Origin of the sequence: Frankia sp. Mgl5 (assembly GCF_023242985.1) — a bacterium.
In the GTDB taxonomy this organism is placed as follows: Bacteria; Actinomycetota; Actinomycetes; order Frankiales; family Frankiaceae; genus Parafrankia; species Parafrankia soli.
On record NZ_JALKFY010000621.1, the window covers coordinates 1 to 21,464 of the forward strand.

Genomic DNA, 21,464 nt, shown 5'->3' on the forward strand with positions numbered 1-21,464 from the left:
ACCACACCATGAGCATCCAGCCTGCCCGAGACGGGCCCCGTCCCGCAGGCAAACACGCAGGTCACCGCCCAAATCGGAGTTCTGGAGCCCCACACGCCGGATGCCCTTGAACAGAACACTAGACGGTTCTCCGCGCCACGGCCGGCGCGGATCCGTCAGAATTAATGAGTGGCCACAACGGAACTGTGCGTAGATGCTAGAAGACGGATCGTGGCGTCGACCGGATGACTGGTACTGAACATTTCCGCCCCGGCCGGCGCCGCGATCGCTTCAGCTATTTCACGATGACTCGGACACGGCCAAGATTCTTCACTAGACCGAATGGCGTCTTCGGGTCACCGTTGCGCTCGGAGGTGACCCGCACCGTCGGGAAGTAGGTCCCGGGCTGACTGAAGATGTGGCTGGCGGTCAGCCGCGCCGAGTGGTCTGGCTGGTCGACCGTGGAACGGTCTGCGTATTCGCCGGTCCCGGCGAAGTCCCATTCCACCCCTACGATCTTTCCTGTGCCCGATGGCGCTTCCGCGGTCAGAGCGAACGTCACCTCCTGGCCGACTCCGGCGTCGACGCGTACGGCGGTGTTCATGTCGCGGGACCCCACCTGATCGATTTTCAGGTTGACGACGGGTTGCACGCCGTGGCGTTCGTCCGCGCTGGCCGGTAGCCGCACCTGGGAATCGCCGTCCACTGTGTACGCGGAGCTGGGCGGCGGTGGGGTTCCCTGGGCGACCCAGGCGTCGAGGTCGAGCAGGGCCTGCTGGAGCTCACCCCAGTAGCCGACAACGTGTGTTTCGGCCCCCTTGTCGGGTGTGGACTCCTGCCTGGTGGGTGTGGGACCGTGCCAGGCATTGTCCATGTACCACAGTCGGTAGTTGCTGTCCGTTTCCGCCCCGAGGTAGGATTTTACCTGCTGGTGGTACCAGTCGGCGGGCCAGGGGAAAGCCAGCGTGTCCAGCAGTGACGCCAGCATGATGATTTTCCCGTGGAATTTTCCGGTGGGTACGCCGCCACTGGCCGCGGAGGCGAAGGTCGGGCCGGCCAGTATCGGCCGCTGCGGATATAGCAGCTTCCCGTTCGCATCGCGATACTGGTTCCAACCGTACATGTCCTTCGAGGGGACCTGGTAGCGCTGGTAATACTGCATCGCGAGGAACCAGGAGTTGTCTAGGCGGACCCGGTCGCCCGGTTTGAGCGCACCGGTGACAGCGGTGTCCGCGCCGTTACCGAAGGTGGCCTCAGTGCCGCTCACCTTCACGAACGGGATGGTCTTCCCTGCTGCCGCTCCGGTGAGGACGACGAGGTCGACGCCCGTCAGGTCCCCCTGGGGCACGCTGGAGAGGGTCAGCCCAGTGACCGGGCTGCCAGTGATGCCACTGACGTCGGCCTCAGCCTGAATTCGGGAGGCGCTGACGGATGAGGCCGGATCCGTGCCGGCGTAACCGGGTTTGGTCCAGAAATCGTCGGCATAGGTCGGATCGAGGATGCGGACGCCTCCGGCCACCGCCTCGAAGGAGTCGGTGTTCATGTTCTTGTAGTCCCACCAGCCGCGCGGCGGGAAGCCCATCCGGGTCACTTCCCGCAGTACCGCCTGCTGCTCGTCGGTGAGCCCGGAGTAGGGCTTCCCGCTGCCACCTGGCTCCATCGCATCGACGATCTGGGGGAGCTTGTCGTGAAGCACGCGCAGGCCGAGGAGCGACACCGTCTGGCTGCTCGGGATGGCGTTCGGAGTACCGGGGACCATGGGCACGCCACCGTCCCAAACGTTCTCGGAGTTCTCCAGGGCGCCGAGAGTCTGGTAGGCACCGCCACTTGCGCCGTAGATATAACCCCGTGACCGGGCAGAGTCCTCATACACCTGCGCCGCGACGGTGCGCGAGAACTTCGCGGCCGCCGCATTGACGCGGACGCCCCCGATCTCGCCGGCCTGCGGGAGACCCCCACCGTTGTTGGTCGTCACCAGGTAGGCGTTATTCGAGATGGCGAACGCGATGTCGTTCGGCGCCGCATCCTCGACAGAAACGGTCGGGTAGGTGGGCTGAAAGAAGCGTCCCTGGTACTCGCTGGGGAAATAGAAAGAGAACTTACCCTTACTCTCTCGGAATCCACCGTGAACATACCGGTAGCCAACCGTGACACCCGTGTCTTTATCGGTGACAGTTCGCCGTTCGTCCTTATCTACGTACGGCCGGTTGAGAAGCGGGTCGCCGCACGACGTGGTGACGAACAGCGTGCCACCCTCGCCCGTCTTGCAGACTGGTCCCGAGAGTGGTTTCGAGTCGATCTTCAGCGAGTGCCCTGCGTCGGCTTTCGTTGGGGGTGGTGACTTGGCGGCTGCAGCCTTTTCATCAGATGAACACGAGGCCGCAACGGCCACGGCAACAATGGTCAGCAGCGTTGCCGTGACCTTCGGTCGATATAAAGTTCGGTGGCGCAGGGAGGCCATAGATCTAACCGTCCTCGATCTCAAGTGTGCGCCCCGTACTTATCCGACTCTGCAGCGCGATCTATCGGGTGAGAGTCGAACAGGGCGCGAAGATCGCTGGTAGTGTGGACGTCGATTTCAAGGAAGACCAGGCGCGTACGGCGCTTCCGTGATATTGTCCCGGAATATTAGCGTATGACTCCTTCAATTTTGGCGTCAGCCGCGCACATCCGTCACACTCGGCCGTGTTTGGATACGAATCTAAGAGTGATCTCGTGACCAAGTTGACGAGGCCACGAGAAGGAACGCTCGCGGGAAGATCTGCTGTCAAGATCGACCGACTTCGACGTATGCAACAGTTCCTTCGAGGTTTTGCACCCGGCCGTGCGGTGCCAGCGTCACGCTGCCCTTGTCCGACCAGTTCATGGCGTCGATCACGTGGACGGATCACGCGGCGTTCGAGCGCTGTCGAGGCACGCGGTTCACGCAACGGCCTCCTCGCCCACAAGCGTCGTCCGATGCATGAGCCGGCGTGATGTGGCGGCGAACGGCAGAGCCCGGTGCAGCATGCCGGTGTTGTCCCAGATCACCAGGTCGCCGGCGCGCCAGCGATGCCGCAGGACGAATTGTGGCTGGGTCGACCATTCGAGCAGGCGCTGCAGTAGCGCCTCGCCCTCCGCTGGCGGCAGACCGACTACTTCACCAGCGGTCGCGCCGAGGAGGAGCGATCTGCGGCCGTTGCCCCGGGTCCAGACGAGGGGGTGCTTCCGCGTGGGCACGCGGCCCCAGTCGGCCTGCTGTTCGTCCGTGGCATCGGGGTGGGCGCGTCTCTGCGCGGCGGCGAAGCTGTGCAGCACGTGATGTTCGGCAAGCGCCACCTTCTCGGTATCGGGTAGGGCCTCGTAGGCGGCGTATGTGCTGGCGAACTCGGTGTCGCCGCCGGTTTCGTCCACCTCGCGTGCCGTCAGCAGCGTCGCTTTCTGCGGTAGCTGGTCGGTGGCTCCGTCGATGTGCCAGAGGAAATTGCCTTTGCGGTACCACGCGAGGGTCGCATCGGTCTTCGCTGGATCCAGGGTGATGGTGGCGATCTCGGCGCGCTCGTGTTCGCCGGTCGGGTTCAGAACGACCCGACCGAGGAGCCTGCTGAAGGAGACCAGGTCACTGTCGCTGATGTGAGCTTCCCGGTAGATGACGACACCGTGCCGCGCCAGGGTCTCCAGGCACGCGGCGGCGGCTGCCGTGGTGGGTAGATCACCACCGGACATGCCGGTGATCTCCACGCCCAGGTGGGGGCCGAGAGGTGTGACAGTGACGGACATGACGCTCCCAGGCTTCCGCAGTATGTCGCTGTACAGTCGTACCTAGAGTAGGTACGACTGTACAGCAGGGATATCGCGGACACACCAGAACGCGGCAGCCGACAACTGGACGCGATCAGTTGGCGTACGGGTAGGCCGCCGATTCGGTCGTGCCGCGGCGGCGACGGGCCAAGAGTCGGGGGTGGCCAGCCCCGGCGCCCGGGGGCGAGGCGATCAGCCCTCCGCCGCCGCGCGGGGAGCGGGTTCGATCCGATCGAGGAACCGCTCGATGATCTGGACGGCGTCGGCGTGGCCCGTGTGGGTGCCGAACGTCTTCTCCAACAGCATCATCCGCGGGATGGCGTTCATCATGAACAGCAGCGCCGCCGGCGTGATGTCCTCTTCGTCCAGCCCGTACCGCGCCCACGCTCTGACGACGGCCTGAAGCTGGGCCTGGCGGACCTGCTCGCCTCCGCGACCGATCTCGGTGTGGATGGCCTTGCGGTGGTTGGCCAGGGCCATGAACTCCAGCAGTATGACGGCGCCGGCGCGACTGTTGGCGTACTTCCACACCGCACGAAGCGGCTGGTCGGTCTCGCTGGCGTCGGAGAGTCGGCGCAGGAGCGCGTCGGTATTTCTGCGCAAGAGGCCGAGGAACAGGTCGTCAAGTGTCGGGAAGTAGTACTGGACGAGGCTCGACGCAACACCGGCCCGCGCGGCCAGGGCGCGATAGCTAACGGCCGCGTAACCCTGATCGATCATCATTGACTGGGTGCAGTCAAGCAGGGTGTTCCGGGTCTTGGACGTGGGGGAACCGACTCGGCGGTTCGACGTCGTCGCTTGATCTCTCGCCACTTTACGGCCATTCCCATGCCAGCAGGACGGTGCGCCGCACCGTGCGGGCCTACCCTGCGCTCAGGGCCCGGGGCGGTCCCGGAACATCTCGTCGAGCGGTACCGCCTCGACGAGGAGCACCCGCCCGCAGCCCATGGTACGGGCGGGGCGCCGAGACCCAGGAGACACCGCCTGGCAAGTCGCGGCGCTGCCGTCGACGGGCCGCCCTCGACACGAGGTGGGAAGTCCGCCTTCGGTGAGATCAAAGGCGCGCCGGACGGTTCTACCTGTGGTTCGCCGGTTGCCGGTAGGCCTTGCCATCGATGGTGGTCGTGAGCGTGCCGGTGGCGTCGAAGATGTTGGTCAGGACGTCGATGCTCAGGTGGAAGCCGTCAGAGCTGGTCTTCTTCGTGTTCGTCGTGGTGGTCCCGTCCTTGGCGTGGACGGTCTGGGTGAGGTCGGAGTACCAGTCGACCTTCGATGTGGTCAGGGTCGGGACTGTCGCCGTCACCTTCTCGGTGCCGTTGAGCGTGCTGACACCGTTATCGGTGTAGGCAGTGTAGGTGACCTCCACGGTCTCGATCGCGATCTTGTCCGCGGTCTCGGTGACCACTACCTTCGCCGAGCCGCCCCTGGCGCCGGCGAAGGTGTAGGTGCCCGCGGGTACGTGCGGCCGGGTCGGGATCTCGCTGCCTGACTCGTACTTCACGCCCCACGGGACATCGTCCGAGATCGGCGTGACCTTCGGCGCCGGCGTGGGCTTGCGGCTGGTGAGCTCGGCGATCATCATCCGGTAGGTCCGGCCGCCCTGCGCGGTGGGCGTCTCGCACGGCAGCGGGTTCTCACCGCCGCAGGCCGGTGAGACGGCGAGGGCCTGCCAGTAGACGATGCTGGTGCCCTCGAGTGACCACTTCGGGTCGGCCATGCCGTTCCAGTTGGGGTCGTTGACGCTTCCCGGGCTTCCGTCACCGGAGGCGTTGATCCGCTGGCCCTGGTAGTCGCCGCGGTCGCCGTAGCGGTCGATGAGGATCGGCTGGAAGAACCGCCGCGGCCCGTTGTTGCGGGTCGACGACGTCACACTGGTAGTGATCACGTCGGTGATCGGCGGGACGTCACGCATGGCGGCCAGGAACATCTGGCGGTCGGAGCCACGGGTGTCCATCGCGACTGTCCAGTTGCCGTCGGGCGAGAGGTCTACTGGGTCGGTGTACTCCGGGTTCGCGGTCAGCCGGCGCACCGTGCCCGTGGTTAGGTCGGCGGCGAACACGTCGATGTTGGACGACTCCTCCGGGTACCCGATGTAAGTGACCTCCTTGCCATCCGCGCTGAAGCCCCGCAGCTCACCCACGGACAGCGCGTCACGGTCGTACACAAGCACCCCGGGGTTCTTCGGGTCGACGGAGACCGGCTGGATGTCGGTGGGGTCGAACAGCCGGGTCACGTTGACCACGTCATACCGTGGCGCCAGCGGTGTACCGATGGTCGGTGCCGGAGTGAACTCCAGACGCCCGAGGTAGGCGAACTGGCCAAACCGTCCGTTCGCGATCGTGAAGCTGTTGAAGCCGAGGTGCACGCCGTCCGGGTGAATGCGCAGCTCCCGGAGACTTCCCCCCTTGCCAGCGCCGTCCGCAGTGTCGTTCCACCGGATCGGGTAGATGTGGGTCTTGGCCGGGGTGCATGCGTCGTCGGTGAGCGGATGGTCCCCGCAATCGATGATGTTGGTGCCGACCAGCACCCGCCTGCCGTCGCGGAACGGCTGCGGGTAGTCCATCGCCTGGTTGGTGCTCCTCGCGTTCGCTGCCGGTACCCCGCAGGTGACGCACTTCCACGCGTCGCCGTCGGGGAAGGTCTTCCCGTCGGTCCTCACGATGATCAGCTGGTCCCCGCTGTAGACGCTCGCGGGATCGGGCGCGGCAGGCGCGCCGACGAACGAGACCCGTGCGGTGACATGCTCACCGTCCGGCAGGTAGCCGCCTGACTGGAAGCCCCCGCTCCTGCTGATACACCCCGTGCCGTGCGGATTGATGGCGGCTGTGCACGCGCCCGGCTCGTCGCTGGGCGCCACTGGCGGCAGCGGCAGCTCACGCACGGAGATCGGTTCCGGTTTCGGTGGCGCGGGGACCGCTGCGCCCGGGGTCTCGGCGGCGGCCGGCTTGTCCGGCTTCGAGTCCGAACACGCGGGAACGGCCACCAGGACTACCACCAGGCACGGAAGCAACCATCGCGACGACCGTGTTCGTGGACGCGCTGGGGTGGATCTTGTATTCCGCATGGCTTTCTCCTCAAAAACCTCGGCGGGGACGGTGATGAAAGGACCGTGGAGTGGTGACGCTGTAGCCCAGCCAGCCACGGGCGAACCGGCGGACGGGGCGACGGGAAGCGGGTGCGCGGCGTTTCCCTCGGTGCTCTGGTCCTCCGCCCGGGAGAAAGCCCGACACGGGGGGCTTGACGAGCACGCAGATGATCGCGACTACTTGTCGCCGAGCGGGCCCCGCGGGTTTCTCTTTGGTGCTGTACGAGTGTACCATCCTTGTGCTAGGCTCATGTAGCATCAATGGGCTCGGGCTTTGGAGTGTCATGTCTATGGCTCTCACCTCTTGCTGTCGCTGCTGAAAAACTTGTCTCCGCCCGCTACCTGTCGCGCTGTGTGATACCTGCTGGTGGTGCGAGGCGGGTTGGCGTGTAGCCGTAGCGTGAAACGACCTTCGGAAGATCGTTCTCTCGCCAAAGAAGCCGTGATCAAAACGAAGATCGTGATGGGCGGTGTGCGGGACGAACCTGGACGCGTCGATGCGCTGGGGACGCTGTGACGATATTAGGTAACCGGCTTGTCGGGCGGCGGGGGCGGCGGGTTAACGCCGGGGTAGCGTGAATCCAATAGATCGGGCCGAGTACGGTACGATCCGATGCCGTTACGGCGTCGGGCTATCCATCCCACGGTTCTGCCCTGTGAGTCGACTTGCCGACTGTGCGACAGCGCGGGGAGGGTGCCGGACGGTGACGGTCATCTTGCCTTGGCTGCCCGGGTTCCCTGTCGCCGTCTACTGCGTCCGCAGTAGACGGCGGTACTTTGGGGCAGGTTCGACGGCAGGAATCGCATTCCCTCGGTACTGTGGGTTCGTGTTCGGCTGGTTCTCACGGTTTCGGGATGTCTGCCAGGGCGGCCTGCGGCGGCGTCCGAGTCTGGCTGACGTTCTTGTCGCGCTCGTGACCTTCGGCCTGGGAGTCCTGATCGCCACCCAGACCGCGACCGGTCACTCCTGGTCGAGCGGGCTCTATCTGGTCACAGGTGCGATCAGTTGTGCTGCGCTGGTGGCCCGCCGGTGCAGGCCGCTGGTGGTCCTCGGATTCGTCCTTGGGTGGTCTTCCCTCGTGGCCGTCGTCGTTGGCAGACAGGGTGACGGGCCGTCGCTGATCGCGATCTGGGTCGCGCTGTACAGCGTCGCGGCGTACCGGCCGCGGAAGACCGCGTGGATCGCCGCGTCGGGCACCATCGCTTTACTACTGCCGCCTGCGCTGACGCGCGATGACGCGGTCATCCAGGCCGTCGCGGGGGCGTTCCTGTGGGTCGTCACCGTGACCTCCGCGGGCTGCTCGGTGCGTGATCGCAGGGCCTATCAGGCGGCGGTGGAGGACCGGGCGCTGCGCGCCGAGCAGAGCCGCGAGCAGGAAGCCTGGCGCCGGGTGGTCGAGGAACGGACGCGGATCGCCCGGGAGTTGCACGACGTTGTCGCCCACCACATCACTCTCGTCAAGTCGCAGGCGGCCGTCGCCTCGCATCTGCTGTACGAGCAGCCGGCCAAGGCGGACGAGGCGCTGGCACACATCCGCCTGTCCAGCCGCACCGTCCTGAACGAGCTGGGGTCGTTGGTGAGCGTGCTGCGCGACACCCCCGAGTCGACATCCACCGAGCCGCCTCCAGGGCTGGCCCGGCTTCCAGAGCTGATCTCCGCCTTTCAAGCGATCGGCATGACGGTGTCCGGCACCGTGACCGCGGCGGGATCCGGGTTGCCCCCACTGGTGGATCTCGCCACCTATCGGATCGTGCAGGAGTCGCTGACGAACATCCGCAGGCACGCTCCCGATGCCCGGACGTCGGTCCAGGTTGACCGTTTCCGCACCGAAGTGCGCCTGCGCATCCACAACACGAGGCCCGGCGGCGTCGCACCTACCGTCGGCTACTCACGCCTCATGACCCCCGGCTGGGACGGGACGGCGGAAACGGGACGCACTCCAGGTGGCCACGGTATCGCGGGGATGCGAGAAAGAGCGCGGGCCGTCGGTGGCTGGCTGGACGCCAGTCCCGACGCGGAGGGGGGCTTCGCTGTCACCGCGATGTTGCCGGTCCCGAAGGAGGCGTCCGCCTCCTCACCACCATCCGCCGCACCATCGCCACCGAGCTCGACGCGGTCACCGATGGTGCCACCCCCCACCGCGCCGTCGATGTCGGCCCCCGCACCCGTCGCTCCCAGCCACGCACCGTCGTAGCGGCCGGAACAGCTCCCGCCACCACCTGACCTGGGTACCACCGCCGACCGGAGCTGTACCAGCGTCGCGCTCGACCGCTAGGGGTCTGGCTACCGCTCAGGTGCGGAGGCTGCCATCGCCTGGTAGGCCGCAAGCTTCTCGCCGCGCTCGTAGGTGCGGTGGCTCAGAGCCCGGATGGAGACGTCGTGCCCGGCGGCCTGGGCCCGCAGCGCCCCCACCGTGGCGTGCTCCCGCGGAACATGGGCGAAGGGGTCAAAGGAGTACCAGCGCAGGGCGTTCTCGTAGGTCATTTTGTTGATCTCGGGTTCCGGCACGGCGAGTCGGTTCATCACTTCGCCGAGCTCCTCTGGAGCGCCCGGCCACATCGAGTCGCTGTGCGGGTAGTCGCACTCCCAGGCGATGTTGTCGATGCCGATCCGGTGGCGAAGTTCGACCCCGAGCGGGTCGCTGATGAAGCAGGTCAGGAAGTGCTCGCGGAACACCTCGGACGGGAGCCGGCCGCCGAAGTCCTGCATCGTCCAGGTGGCGTGCATGTCGAAGGTGCGGTCGACCCGCTCCAGGAAGTAGGGGATCCACCCTGTACCGCCCTCGGACAGCGCGATCCTGATGTCGGGGAAGTTCTTGAGTACCGGTGACCACAGCAGGTCGGCGGCGGCCGAGACGATGTTCATCGGTTGGAGTGTGATCAGCACGTCGGGCGGCGAGTCGGGAGCGGGGATGGTCAGCTGGCCTGACGAGCCGATGTGGATCGACAGCACGGTGTTCGTGTCGCACACCGCCTGCCACAACGGGTTCCAGTAGGCGTCGTGAAAGCTGGGGTATCCCAGCGCCGCGGGGTTCTCGGTGAAGGTCAGCGAGTGGCATCCCTTCGCGGCGACCCGGCGTACCTCGGCCGCGCAGAGCTCGGCGTCCCAGATGACGGGCAGTGCCATCGGGATGAACCGGCCTGGGTGCGCGCCGCACCATTCGTCGAGGTGCCAGTCGTTGTACGCCCGCACCAGCGCGAGGGAGAAGTCTGGGTCCTCGGTGGCGAACAGCCGGGCCGCGAACCCCGGGAACGACGGGAAGTTCATCGACGCGAGGATGCCGCCCGCGTTCATGTCCTTGATCCGCTCGTCCACCTGGTAGCACCCCGGACGGATCTCGTCTAAGCCCTGTGGTTCGAGTCCGTACTCCTCCTTGGGTCGGCCGGCCACCGCGTTGAGGGCGACGTTGGGGATCACCGTGTCCCGGAACTTCCACGCGTCGGCGCCACCAGGCAGGCGCACCACGTGCGGCGCGTCCTGCTTGTACCGCTCGGGGAGATGGTCCGCGAACATGTCGGGCGGTTCGATGATGTGATCGTCGATGCTGACAAGGATCATGTCGTCGTAGCGCATGGTGATCCTTTCGATGGTCCGGGAAGGGGCCCGGACAGCGGGTCGCGAGGCCGAGCCCTTTCGTGTCGTGCGCGGGGTCATTTGCCGACAGGAGCGCGGGTGGCGCCCGTCGTGGTGCGGGAGGTCGTGGGTCAGGCCGTACCGGGTCAGCCGACGATTGCCGGCATGGAGTCCCAGCCGCGCACCGTGGTGGTGGGTTTCCGGCGGGCATTGGCCATGTCGAGGTCCCATTCGGGGAATCGGTTGAGGACCTCGTCGAGGGCGATGCGTCCCTCCATGCGGGCGAGGGCGGCGCCGAGGCAGAAGTGCGCGCCGATGCCGAAGGTCACGTGTTGGCTGATGGAGCGGTGGATGTCGAAGCGGCCGGGGTCGGTGAACTGACGCTCGTCGCGGTTGGCCGAGGACAGCATGAGCAGCAGCGCGCTTCCGGCTGGCACCGTCTGTCCGTGGTATTCGACGTCCTCGGTGACGTAGCGCGCGACGTGCGGGCCGGGCGGTTCGTAGCGCAGCAGCTCCTCGATTGCGTTCGGGATGAGCGAGCGGTCGGAGACGATCTGCTGGCGTTGGTCGGGATGTTCGGCGAGGACCTTGCCGAGCCAGCCGAACAGGTTGCCCGTGGTCTCGACCCCGGCGCCTGCGATCACAGCGAGGAAGATCAGGATTTCTTCCTTGGTCAGCCGCCGGGTGGTCCCTGAGACGTCCTCGAACTCGACGTTGAGCAGCTCGGTGATGAGGTCGTCGGAGGGGTTCTTCTCCCGCCAGGCGACGTAGTCGGCGTAGAAGTCGCCGTCGAAATACTTGTCCTTGGTGACCGTCAGTGGCTTGCCCCGCTCGTTGCGTAGCCCGCGCTGCGCGTGGTCGCGGACCGTCGGCTGCTCCGCGTCGGGGATGCCGACGAGCATGCCGATGGCGCGCATCGGAAGCTCGTCACCGAGGTCGGCCACGAAGTCGAACCGGTCCGCTCCCTCGAGGGGCTCCAGGCAGGCGATACAGAAGGCCCGGATCTTGTCCTCAAGCACCTTCATCTTCTTCGGAGTGAAGGCGCGCGACACCAGGACGCGGTGCACCGTGTGCAGCGGCGGGTCCTCGTTGATGAACACCCCGGGCGGCATGACGGGATCGGCCTTGATGACCTCGAGGATGTCCCCCTTCGCCGAGCTGAGGCGCTTCTGGTCCTTCAGGGCGGCCCCGACGTCAGCGAAGCGACTCAGGCCCCAGAAGTCGAGGCGCTCGTTGTAGTAGAGCGGTTCCTCGTCTCGCAGTCGCCGGTAGGTGGGGTACGGGTCGACATCGATCTCGACGTCGTACGGATCGTAGTAGAGATCGTCCTGGGTCACGGCCCCTCCTCGCGTGGTCTTTACAGATGTATAGCACTGTGTCATACATCCGTATAGAGGTTGAGGGAGGCTCGGGCGCTGTCCGGCGGTCAGCGGTCGTGCTGCATGAACGGAGGAACGGTTGAGTCGGGTGGCGGTCGCGACCGGGGGCGCGTCTGCGCGGGGCCTGTCGATCTGCAAGCACCTGGCCAGCTAGGTGCGACACATGTTGCGATGCTTGACCTGGATGCCAACGTGGCGGAGAAGGCAGCCTCCGACCTGCGCGTACGAGGTGTGCGCACGGCCGCGGGGCAGGTGGGACGTCGTAGATCGGGCCGCGGCGGCACGGCGTTTGACCACGTGCAGGCCGCGATGCCTGGACCAGGAAGTGATCGGCATGATCGACACTCCCTGGACACCTCGGAGAAGTTGGGAAATCGGCTACGCCGGTCCCTTCTTCACCTTCGATGCCACCAGCCTCCGGTCGGGCCAAACCCACTACCTCCACGGCGGCCCGCCCCGGCCACTGTCTGAAACCCGGTACTCCGAGCGGAGGCCAGTCAGCCGAACCAGGAACCATGCAGTGCCTACGAACAGGAGCAGCGAATGGGCAAGCTAGACGGCAAGGTCGCCCTAATCACGGGTGCGGCGCGAGGACAGGGCCGAAGCCACGCGGTCCGGCTCGCCGCCGAGGGCGCCGACATCATCGCCATCGACATCTGCGGGCCGATCGCCAGCGTGCGCTACCCCCTCGCCACGCCCGACGACCTGGCCGTGACAGCCAAGGAGGTCGAGGCGCTCGGCCGCCGCATCGTGGCCGTCCAGGCCGACGTCCGTGACCGCGCTCAGCTGCGGGCCGCCCTGGACCAGGGCCTCGCCGCACTCGGCCGGCTCGATGTGGTGTGCGCGAATGCGGGAATCTGCCCCACCGAGGACGAGACGCTCTGCAGCAGCTTCATCGATGCCATGGACGTCGACCTCGTCGGCGTCCAGAACACGGTCGCGGTGACCCTGCCACAGCTGGGAAAGGGCTCATCGATCATCGTGACCGGCTCGACCGCCGGAATGATCAAGGGAACGACGGACGCGATGGGCTCCCCGGGCGGAGTCGGCTACTCACTGGCCAAGCAGCTCATCGCCCGCTACGTCGAGGTGCTGGCGCTACAGCTGGCCCCCCACCTCATCCGCCTGAACGCGGTCCACCCCACCAACGTCAACACCCGGCTGCTCCACAACGAAGACATCTACCGGGCGTTCCGCCCAGACCTGGAGAACCCGACCAGGGAAGACGCCGAGCTCGCATTCCCCGTCATGCAGGCGATGCCGATTCCCTACATCGAGCCCGAAGACGTCTCCGCGCTGATCGTGTACCTGGCCAGCGACGAGTCGCGATACATGACCGGGCTCAACATCCGCCTCGACGCGGGCGCCATGCTCAAGGCTCCACCCGCCTTCTGACTCCGGATCCCGCCCGCGGTCGCGGTGAGGCGGAGCTGGACGGCCGGACCTGCGGCATATTCCGGGCCGTGACGAGATCACGACAACAACGACAGCGCCCCGGCAGGCATCACGCTGCGGGGCTGACAACTCTGGGGGGCAGAGCACCATGCGGAATCCACTGCGCTCGATCGACCGATCGCCACGACATCCACGACGACGACGCTCGGCGAGCGCACTCTTAGCCGCACTGATGGCCGTACTCTTAGTCGCCACCGCGTGTGGATCCGACGACTCCGGAACCTCCACATCGCCAGACCCGGTGGCGAACGCCGACGCGCTCGGACCGGTAGCACAGGCCACGGGAGCTCCCGTCAAGATCGGAGTGATCTCGGACGGGCAGTCCGCCGCGATCGACAACTCCATCCAGTTCGACGTCGCCGAAGCCACCGCCAGCTACCTCAATGAGCGCCGCTCGGGCATTGGTGGCCGGCCCATCGAACTGGTGGAGTGCGAGACCCTGGCGGATCCGGCCAAGGGCGCCGACTGCGCGAACCAGATGATCGAAGAAGATGTGGTGGCCGTGACAGTCGCCGAGTCAGGCGTCGCCGAGAGCATTTGGCAGCCGTTGGCGGACGCGAACATACCGGTGATGTTCTTCGCCGCAGGAAGCCCAGCGCTCCTGGCTGACACGGAATCGACCTTCACTCTGAGCGATCCGATGTTCTCGGTGCTTCAGCTGCCGATCGACCTCGCGAAGGACAAGGGCATCAGGAAGGTCACCGCCGTCGTGATCGACGTGCCCGCGGCGCTCGACATCCAGCAGAATCTCGCGCCCAAGGTGTTCGAGGATGCGGGCCTCGACTACGAGCTCGTACGAGTGCCACCTGGCACCGCCGACATGACGCCGCAGATGCAGAGCGCCGTCGATGGGGATCCCGGGCTCGTGTTCGTCGTAGGGAACGACTCCTTCTGCATCAGCGCGTTCAACGGGCTGAAGGCGGTCGGGTACGACGGCCAGATCAGCGCCATCTCGCAGTGCATCACAGACGCGACCCGTAAGGCCGTGCCCTCGGACGTTCTCGCTGAGATGGTTGTTGCCGCACTCGCACCGGCCGGCGGTGCCGACCCGTCCGCCGTCCTCTACCAGGCCGCGATGAAGACCTACGGGAAAAACATCGACATCGGCTCGACGACCGGCAGGAGCATGTTCATGACGCTCGCCGGCCTCCAGGCGGCACTTCAGGACATCTCCGGCGAGATTACGCCGAAAACAGTGATCGCCGCCATCAAAGAAATGCCGGAGACGGAGCTGCCGGGCGCGGCAGGGGTGCGGTTCCGGTGCAACGGAAAGGCCAACCCCGAAGCTCCAGCGGTCTGCGTGCGGGGTGGGCTGTCCACCACGCTGGATGGCCAGGGCCAGCCCACAGGTTTTGAGGTACGCGGGACCACCCCGATCCCGGACTGAGAGGTGACCACCTTGACCGGCCGGCGCCCGCCGGCCGGTCAAGGTCATCGAGGATACGGCACCCATCGACCCACGGGTCCTCGACGAGCTACCGCCTGAAGCGCGCCATGCTGACGGACCGTGTCAGTCAGGCAACAACGCCGCGGATCTTCAGGTCCAGGACCGCGGTCTCGTCCAGACCCAGGTTGGCGAGAATCTCGTCAGCGTGCTCGTTGAAACGCGGCGCCCGTCCCGGGACAGCGGGCTTCTCGTCGTACTGCACGGGCGCGGCGACCAGCTGGAACGGGACGCCAGCGGCGGTCTGGCAGTCCTGGATGTAACCGTTAGCGACCGTCTGCGGGTCGGCGGCGGCCGCCAGGGTGTCTTGGACCACGGTCCACTGGCCGACGAAGGTGGCCAGCCGCTGTCGCCACTCGTCGACGGTCCGCTCCGCGAATGCTTCTTGAAGGATGCGCATCGCCTCACCACTGTTGGTCGTCAGAGCGGCGTGGTTGGCGAACCGGGGGTCGTCGGCGAGTTGCGGCCGGTCGATGACCTTGCACAGAGGCGGCCAGTAGTAGCCGGCTTGCAAGCAGCAGAACGCCAGCCACTGGCCGTCCTTGGTCAGGTAGTTGGCCACCAACGGGTTGGCCCTCGGCGCGTCTACCGGTGGCGGCGTCCACGGGATGCCCAGCAGCATCGACAGAGCGAACGCCTGGCCCATCGCCCACATACCGGTGCCCAGCAGCGACACGTCCACCACGGTGGCCTCGCCGGTCCGCTCCCGGTGGAGCAGCGCACCCATGATGCCGCCGGCGATGGTCATGGCGCCGAGCGAGTCACCGAACCCCGGCGCCGGAGGAACCGGCACGTGCCCGTACTCCGGCCGCATGATCCCCATCGCGGTTCCGGCGCGGGCCCAAAACGCGAGCGAGTCGTACGAGCCCCTGTCCGCATCCGGTCCCCGCTCGCCCTGCCCGGTGCCTCGTACGTAGACGATTCGCGGGTTGTGCCCGCGTATCTCCTCCACGCCGATTTTTAGCTTCTTCCGCACCCGCGGTAACTTGTTTGTCAGAAAGACGTCGGCCGTCGCTGCGAGCTTGTAGAGGATGTCCAGCCCATCCGGTGACGTCAGGTCCAGACCCAGGCTGCGTTTCCCTCGATTGGAATGCTCCAGCAGCGCGTGTACGTCCGTGGGCACCACCGCGACTCCGGTGGAGGCTAGCGCCCGCATCGCATCGCCGCGCTCCACGTGTTCGATCTTGAGGACATCGGCACCCCAGTCCGCTAGCAGTGCCGAGGCCGCCGGGACAAACGTGTGCTCGGCGACCTCCAGGACACGAATACCCTGCATCACCATGGTCATGCGATTCTCCAAACATGCGTCTGGGTGGCCGGGAACCGTTCTGACTGATTGCGGTAATGAATAGTCTTGCTTCTAGTCGACTGCGTAGGTCTGGTCGGCGGAGCTGCCGTCACCTGCGGGGGTGGGCGGAGCATGTGTCACCGTGGGATCCGTTGGAACGCGGCCGCCGATGATGGGTCATGAGCGGTGGGACGGTCCGCGGGGAATGTCGCGGAAGGCGCGGTCACGATCGAGGGAGGGTTCGCGTGGCATGCCGAGCACACGCTCGCTGATGACGTTGCGGGCCATCTCGGTGGTGCCGCCGCCGATACAGGCGGTCTGCCGCACGAGGAAATCGACGCCGCGGCCCGCCACCGCGCCGTCCTCCTCCGTCCAGGCCACCCCGGTGCCACCCGCGAGGTCGAATGCGATCGTCATCATCCGGGCCATCGCGACCCCGTGGAACAGCCGTCCGATGGCCGCGGCCTGGTCGGACATTCGCCCGATCGTCATGCCCCGGGCGATCCGCTGCTGCAGCGCGTGCTCGACAACCTCAAGCATGCGACCCTCACCGATGAGGTCACGCGCACAGGGGTCGGGAAGCCGCCCGGCGTCCCGGGCGACATCGATGAGGAGCGCCGCGTCCACGCCGGTCTGGCTCCAGCCGGCCGGAACCGTGACGTACGGCGAGTTGTACAGCATTCGTTCGTGGAACATCCAGCGGGTGCCCACCGTCCAGCCGCCGTCGACCGCGCCGATCCGGTCGGTGTCGGGTACCCGGACGTCGGTGAGGAACTCCTGGCAGAACTCCCGGTTGCCATTGATCATTTCGATGCGTTGAACCTGGACGCCCTCGCCGCGTAGCGGGAGGAGGAACACAGTCAGTCCGCGGTGCTTGGGCACGTCCCAGTTGGTGCGGGCCAGGCACAGCGCCCAGTCCGCCAGCCAGGCGCCGCTCGTCCAAATCTTGGATCCGTTCATGATCCAGTCGTCGCCGTCCCGCACGGCGCTGGTGAGCGCGGAGGCGACGTCCGACCCGCCGCTGGGCTCGGACAGCAGCTGCATCCAGATCTCCTCGCCCTTGAGGATGGCGGGCAGGTGCCGCTGCTTCTGCTCCTTCGTGCCGAACTCGAGCAGCACCGCCGCGCACGGCGCGAACGTCGGCGCCTGGATCTCGATCGGGAACTCGTACCCGGCGATCTCCTCGTTGAAGGCCCGCTGGTGGGCCGGCGTCAAACCTTGCCCGCCGTATTCACGTGGGAAGCAGATCCCCGCGAATCCAGCGTCGAACAGCATCCGCTGAATCTGTCGTTCCCGAGCCACCACGGCTAACGCTTCCCCGTCGCCGATCACATTGGCGGCCAGGCCGGCCATCTGGTTCGGCCCGACGGGAGGCAGGTTGGCCCGGATCCATGCTCGGGCTCGGAGCCGGAAGCTGTCGATGGTCTCGACGTCGTCGTTCGTCATGCTTACTCCTCGCACGATTCAGGGCAGTGGCCAGGCCAGTGCCTTCGTCTCCAGGTACTGCTCGAATCCCGCGATCCCGTTCTGCCGCCCGAGGCCGCTGTGCTTGTAGCCGCCGAACGGCAGGTTGGCGCCGAAGGGTTCCCCTCCATTGACGCTCATTCCGCCGGTGCGGATACGGCCAGCGAGGGCGAGCGACCGTTCCAGTGATCCGGAGAAGACTCCGCCGCTGAGCCCGTATCTGCTGTCGTTGGCGGTCCGGACGGCGTCATCGTCATCGTCGAAGGGGATCACCACGAGCACCGGCCCGAAGATCTCTTCTTGGGTGATGGTCATCGAGTTGTCGACGTCGGTGAACAACGTGGGTTCGATATACCAGCCCTTCGGCAGGTGCGCCGGACGTCCACCGCCTACAGCGAGTGTGGCGCCCTCTCCCTCTGTGCCAGAGTCGGGTGAGACACCCACTGGGTGCGGGTTGGCTACAGAGGGTCTGATCGGAGATCCTCGTGTTCGTGGAGTCAGAGTCACAGGAGCCGGCCGCCGGCGGCGGATCCTCGCCGCGGCATGATCCGGCGCCGCGTCCGTCGCGGCGGGTGTTCAGCACGGCGTACAAGCTGCGGATCGTCGCGGAGTACGAGAACGCCCCGCATGGTGAGAAAGGCGCGGTCCTGCGTCGGGAGGGTTTGTTCTCCTCGCATGTGGTGGAGTGGACCCGAGCCCGTGACGCAGGAGCCCTGGGAAGAGCAGGCACCGCGGCCCGCGTTCCGGAGAAGAAGACCGGGAAGTCGGCGGAGCAGATCGAGTTGGAGAAGCTGCGTCGCGAGAACGAGCGGTTGAAAGCGAGACTCGCGACGACCGAGACCGCGCTGGATATTATGGGAAAAGCGCGCGCTCTCTTGCAGCAGGTCTCCGAGAGAGCGGACTCCGACCAGCAGTAGACCAGGTGTTGAACGAGGCTTTCGACGAGCTCCGCGCCGCTGGTGTTCCGGTGAGTCGGGCGTGTGCCCATGTCGGCCGGTCACGGGCGACGCATTATCGGCATGCTGCTCCGCGCGAACCTGTGCATGGGCCGTGGCCGGCGCGGACGCCTCCGCCGGGGACGTTGACGGACGCCGAGCGGGCGCAGGTTTTGGCGGTCCTGGCGAGCCCGGTCTACCAGGATCTTGCGATCCCGCAGGTCTGGGCCCGGGAGCTCGACGCCGGCCGCTACTGGTGTTCCCTGTCGACGATGTACCGGATCGCTCGGGCGGCGGGGCAGACCCGGGAACGCCGCGCCCAGGCGACGCATCCGCCGCGGGTCCGTCCCGAGCTGACCGCGACCGAACCGTCGCAGATCTGGTCGTGGGACATCACCGCGTTGAAAGGACCCGAGAAAGGAGTCTGGTACAAGCTCTATGTCATCCTCGATATCTACTCGAGGTATGTGACCGGATGGCTCGTCGCCGCCGCTGAGGACGCGGTGGTCGCGAAGGATTTCCTCGCGGACGCGATCCGCCGGAACGGGTCTGCCCCCGCCGCGATCCACGCGGACCGTGGCGGGGCGATGGTCTCGAAACCGGTGTCGGAGCTCCTCGTCAATCTCGGTGTCCACCGGTCCCATTCACGGCCACGGACCTCGAACGATAATCCGTTCTCGGAGGCGCAGTTCAAGACTCTCAAGTACAGTTACGATTTCCCGGACCGGTTCGGGTCGCTGGCCGATGCCCGCGTCTACTGCGAGGGTTTCTTCACCGCCTACAATCATGACCATCGCCATTCCGGGGTCGGGTTCCACACCCCCGCCTCGGTTCATTTCGGCACCGCCGACCAGGTCCGGGCCCACCGCCAGGCCACCCTCGACCGCGCCCACGCGACCCATCCCGAGCGGTTCGCCCGCCGGCCACGACCACCCCGTCTACCCGAGGCCGTGTGGATCAACCAGCCCATTCCAAGCCAACCGAACGACGGTCAACTGTCGCAGTTGACTTGACAACTACCGTCTTGGACACCCTTGTCGATGTAGCCGAGCACGCGTTCCCGCTGTCGGCGCGAGACGAGGGGTCCCATGATCACGTCTGGCCGATCGGGCTCACCGTAGGGGACCGCGGCGAAGAGGTTCTTCAGCAGCTCGACGCCCTCGTCATAGCGCGACCGCGGCAGAAGCATACGGGACTGGATAGCGCAGCCCTGACCCGCGTGGAAGCAGGCGCTGAGTCCCATCATCGTCGCCGCCGTCAAGTCTGCGTCGTCGAGCGCGATGGTCGCTGATTTGCCGCCCAGTTCCAGGAAGACCCGCCTGAGCGTTGCCGCGCCCTTCTCCATGATCCGCTGACCGACCGCGGTCGAGCCCGTAAACGAGATCATGTCGACCTGCTGGGACAGAGTCAGCTCCTCGCCGACCAGATGATCCGAGGACGTCACGACGTTGACGACGCCCGGCGGGATGTTGGTGCGCTCCGCGACAAGACGGCCGATGCGGGTCGCGTTCCAGGGAGTATCGGGCGCAGGTTTGAGCACCACCGTGTTACCTGGGGCCAGCGCCTGGCCGAGCTTGTGCAAGCTCACCTCGAACGGGAAGTTCCACGGCACAATCGCGCCGACGACCCCGACCGCCTGCTTCTGGATCTGCCGCCGGTTGGGCTGACCGGACATACCAGTCGCCTCCGGAAGGTCGACGACCCAGGGAAACTCGTCGATCAACGTGGTCGGATAGCTCAGCGCCTCCCCAAGCGGGAGGTCCAGCTGCGGTCCAGCGGTTATCATTCGTGGGCAGCCGACCTCGAGGATCAGCTCCTCGCGCAGTTCCTCACGCTCCGTCTCCAGCGCTACCTGCAGCTGCTCCAGGCAACGCTTCCGTAACGCGTGGTTAGTCGACCAATCGGACTCATCGAATGCCCGCCGGGCGGCCGAGATCGCTCGGCGCATCTCCGCCTTCGATGCGTCGGCGACTTGGCCCAGCGCTTCCTCCGTTGCCGGGTTGATGTTGTCGAAGGCCTTGCCTGAGTCAGCCTCGATGAGCTCACCATCGACGAGCATCCTCGATTCGGAGGTGACGACTGCTCTGTTCGCCAAAATCCCCTCCATATGCTTTATGGGTGTATAGCAAACATTGAAAGGTCGATAAAATGCGCCGGGCATAACATGCATCCGGGGGGAAGGTGAGAGGCCGCGACGCACAGGCGATGCCCTATCCCCACCACCCCTCCACGGCGATCAGAGCGGCGCCAGGGGAAACGCTGGATTCAGGCGGCAGGACGCCGAAAAATTTGCATCAGACGCCCGCGAGGCGTCACACGATTACGTGTCCGATTCCCGGCTAGCCGCAGTCTCGGGCGCCGTCCGGGGCTCGACCTTGTCCAGGTAGCGCTCAACAAAGTCGATCGTCTCCGCGTGAGACGTCGACATGCCGACCGACTGCTCCATGATGACCATCCGCGGGCTGCTGGTCACCAAAAAGACGAGTACCTCAGCCGGAACTCTGCCCAGGGGAACCGTGTAATCGTTTGACGACCTCGATAGCGCCTCAAGTGTCAACTCGCGCACCTTCTCACCGACGGCGGCGATCTCGGTCCGGATTTTCTTGCGGTGGTTCGCCAGGGCCGTGAGTTCCGCTATCAGAGCGCCGGCGGTCCAGTTGTTCGAAAACTCCCAAAGTGCCCGCAAGGGGTGATCCGTCCGGAGCGCCTCGACCAGCACCCCCAAGGTCTGGTCTGTCCGACGCCGAACCAGGGCGAGAAAAAGATCGTCCAGTGTCGGAAAATAGTACTGGACCAACCCGGACGTCACTCCGGCCCGGGACGCCACCCCACGGTAAGTCACTGCCGCGTACCCCTCGCTGAGCATGAGCCTCTCGGCACTGTCCAACAACGCCGCGCGTGTCTTCGATGTTTCCGCGCCAACCCGGCGGGGTGTCGTCATCTGGGGCCTTTCAGAGCAGTGTCACAGGGTGGCGCACCCGGCGCGTGCCGCCCGGCGCCGACCTCGGCTGTCCGTGGTCGTCAAACTCCTGGTGCCTCTTTACCAGAACCGGGTCATCGGCGACAGCAGGCCAGGTCCTC

General features: G+C 66.2%; 14 protein-coding genes and 2 pseudogenes. 5 read left to right on the forward strand and 11 right to left on the reverse strand.

What is annotated here, in order from left to right:
* Positions 1-274: 274 nt before the first annotated feature.
* The 4 genes from MXD62_RS17080 to MXD62_RS17095 form a co-directional block, all read right to left on the reverse strand.
* Complete coding sequence (locus MXD62_RS17080) at positions 275-2,440, reverse strand: PKD domain-containing protein (protein ID WP_248830309.1); 2,166 nt, start codon at positions 2,438-2,440, stop codon at positions 275-277.
* 461 nt (positions 2,441-2,901) lie between these two features.
* Positions 2,902-3,738 (reverse strand): TauD/TfdA family dioxygenase, encoded by an 837-nt coding sequence (locus MXD62_RS17085; RefSeq protein WP_020464495.1) that lies wholly within the window; start codon positions 3,736-3,738, stop codon positions 2,902-2,904.
* Between the two features lie 213 nt (positions 3,739-3,951).
* Complete coding sequence (locus tag MXD62_RS17090) at positions 3,952-4,572, reverse strand: TetR/AcrR family transcriptional regulator (protein WP_020464494.1); 621 nt, start codon at positions 4,570-4,572, stop codon at positions 3,952-3,954.
* Between the two features lie 262 nt (positions 4,573-4,834).
* Complete coding sequence (locus MXD62_RS17095) at positions 4,835-6,742, reverse strand: hypothetical protein (protein ID WP_248830311.1); 1,908 nt, start codon at positions 6,740-6,742, stop codon at positions 4,835-4,837.
* Positions 6,743-7,923: 1,181 nt separating this feature from the next.
* Here MXD62_RS17095 and MXD62_RS39235 point away from each other — a divergent pair.
* Positions 7,924-9,039 (forward strand): sensor histidine kinase, encoded by a 1,116-nt coding sequence (locus tag MXD62_RS39235; protein WP_248830319.1) that lies wholly within the window; start codon positions 7,924-7,926, stop codon positions 9,037-9,039.
* An 89-nt stretch (positions 9,040-9,128) separates the two neighbouring features.
* Here MXD62_RS39235 and MXD62_RS17105 read toward each other — a convergent pair whose 3' ends face one another.
* Together MXD62_RS17105 and MXD62_RS17110 are read right to left on the reverse strand one after the other, a co-directional pair.
* Entirely contained in the window at positions 9,129-10,418 is a 1,290-nt protein-coding gene (locus MXD62_RS17105; RefSeq protein WP_248830327.1) for an amidohydrolase family protein, read from the reverse strand.
* 146 nt (positions 10,419-10,564) lie between these two features.
* Positions 10,565-11,755 carry a cytochrome P450 gene (locus tag MXD62_RS17110; protein WP_248830335.1) on the reverse strand — a complete coding sequence of 397 codons (1,191 nt, stop codon included), beginning with the start codon at positions 11,753-11,755 and terminating at the stop codon, positions 10,565-10,567.
* 585 nt (positions 11,756-12,340) lie between these two features.
* On the opposite strand from MXD62_RS17110, the gene MXD62_RS17115 reads away from it, so the two are divergent.
* Entirely contained in the window at positions 12,341-13,192 is an 852-nt protein-coding gene (locus MXD62_RS17115; RefSeq protein WP_248830337.1) for a mycofactocin-coupled SDR family oxidoreductase, read from the forward strand.
* A 232-nt stretch (positions 13,193-13,424) separates the two neighbouring features.
* Positions 13,425-14,639, forward strand: a complete 1,215-nt coding sequence (locus MXD62_RS17120; protein ID WP_308301272.1) for an ABC transporter substrate-binding protein — start codon at positions 13,425-13,427, stop codon at positions 14,637-14,639.
* A gap of 127 nt (positions 14,640-14,766) precedes the next feature.
* Here the strand turns inward: MXD62_RS17120 and MXD62_RS17125 are convergent, their stop codons facing one another.
* The 3 genes and pseudogenes from MXD62_RS17125 to MXD62_RS17135 form a co-directional block, all read right to left on the reverse strand.
* On the reverse strand, positions 14,767-15,984 hold the full coding sequence (locus MXD62_RS17125) for a CaiB/BaiF CoA-transferase family protein (protein WP_248830346.1): 1,218 nt from the start codon (positions 15,982-15,984) through the stop codon (positions 14,767-14,769).
* A gap of 177 nt (positions 15,985-16,161) precedes the next feature.
* A complete protein-coding gene (locus tag MXD62_RS17130; protein WP_248830348.1) occupies positions 16,162-17,430 on the reverse strand; it encodes an acyl-CoA dehydrogenase family protein in 1,269 nt (422 codons plus the stop codon).
* 18 nt (positions 17,431-17,448) lie between these two features.
* Positions 17,449-17,859: pseudogene (locus tag MXD62_RS17135) on the reverse strand (aldehyde dehydrogenase family protein); the annotation flags it as partial.
* A gap of 74 nt (positions 17,860-17,933) precedes the next feature.
* Here MXD62_RS17135 and MXD62_RS17140 point away from each other — a divergent pair.
* Both MXD62_RS17140 and MXD62_RS17145 read left to right on the forward strand, forming a co-directional pair.
* Positions 17,934-18,365, forward strand: a complete 432-nt coding sequence (locus tag MXD62_RS17140) for a hypothetical protein (protein ID WP_248830350.1) — start codon at positions 17,934-17,936, stop codon at positions 18,363-18,365.
* 50 nt (positions 18,366-18,415) lie between these two features.
* Positions 18,416-19,396, forward strand: a complete 981-nt coding sequence (locus MXD62_RS17145) for a DDE-type integrase/transposase/recombinase (RefSeq protein ID WP_248830397.1) — start codon at positions 18,416-18,418, stop codon at positions 19,394-19,396.
* Positions 19,397-19,398: 2 nt separating this feature from the next.
* Here MXD62_RS17145 and MXD62_RS17150 read toward each other — a convergent pair.
* Both MXD62_RS17150 and MXD62_RS17155 read right to left on the reverse strand, forming a co-directional pair.
* Positions 19,399-20,490, reverse strand: a pseudogene (locus tag MXD62_RS17150) (aldehyde dehydrogenase family protein); the annotation flags it as partial.
* A gap of 213 nt (positions 20,491-20,703) precedes the next feature.
* Positions 20,704-21,324, reverse strand: coding sequence for a TetR/AcrR family transcriptional regulator (locus MXD62_RS17155; RefSeq protein ID WP_248830352.1), 621 nt, complete (start codon positions 21,322-21,324; stop codon positions 20,704-20,706).
* Between the last annotated feature and the right edge of the window lie 140 nt (positions 21,325-21,464).

Excerpts from the sequence above, each read along its gene's own strand:
- MXD62_RS17080 (WP_248830309.1), bottom strand. The coding sequence starts at position 2,440 with ATGGCCTCCCTGCGCCACCGAACTTTATATCGACCGAAGGTCACGGCA.
- MXD62_RS17085 (WP_020464495.1), bottom strand. The coding sequence starts at position 3,738 with ATGTCCGTCACTGTCACACCTCTCGGCCCCCACCTGGGCGTGGAGATC.
- MXD62_RS17105 (WP_248830327.1), bottom strand. The coding sequence starts at position 10,418 with ATGCGCTACGACGACATGATCCTTGTCAGCATCGACGATCACATCATC.
- MXD62_RS17115 (WP_248830337.1), top strand. The coding sequence starts at position 12,341 with ATGGGCAAGCTAGACGGCAAGGTCGCCCTAATCACGGGTGCGGCGCGA.
- MXD62_RS17120 (WP_308301272.1), top strand. The coding sequence starts at position 13,425 with ATGGCCGTACTCTTAGTCGCCACCGCGTGTGGATCCGACGACTCCGGA.
- MXD62_RS17125 (WP_248830346.1), bottom strand. The coding sequence starts at position 15,984 with ATGACCATGGTGATGCAGGGTATTCGTGTCCTGGAGGTCGCCGAGCAC.
- MXD62_RS17130 (WP_248830348.1), bottom strand. The coding sequence starts at position 17,430 with ATGACGAACGACGACGTCGAGACCATCGACAGCTTCCGGCTCCGAGCC.
- MXD62_RS17155 (WP_248830352.1), bottom strand. The coding sequence starts at position 21,324 with ATGACGACACCCCGCCGGGTTGGCGCGGAAACATCGAAGACACGCGCG.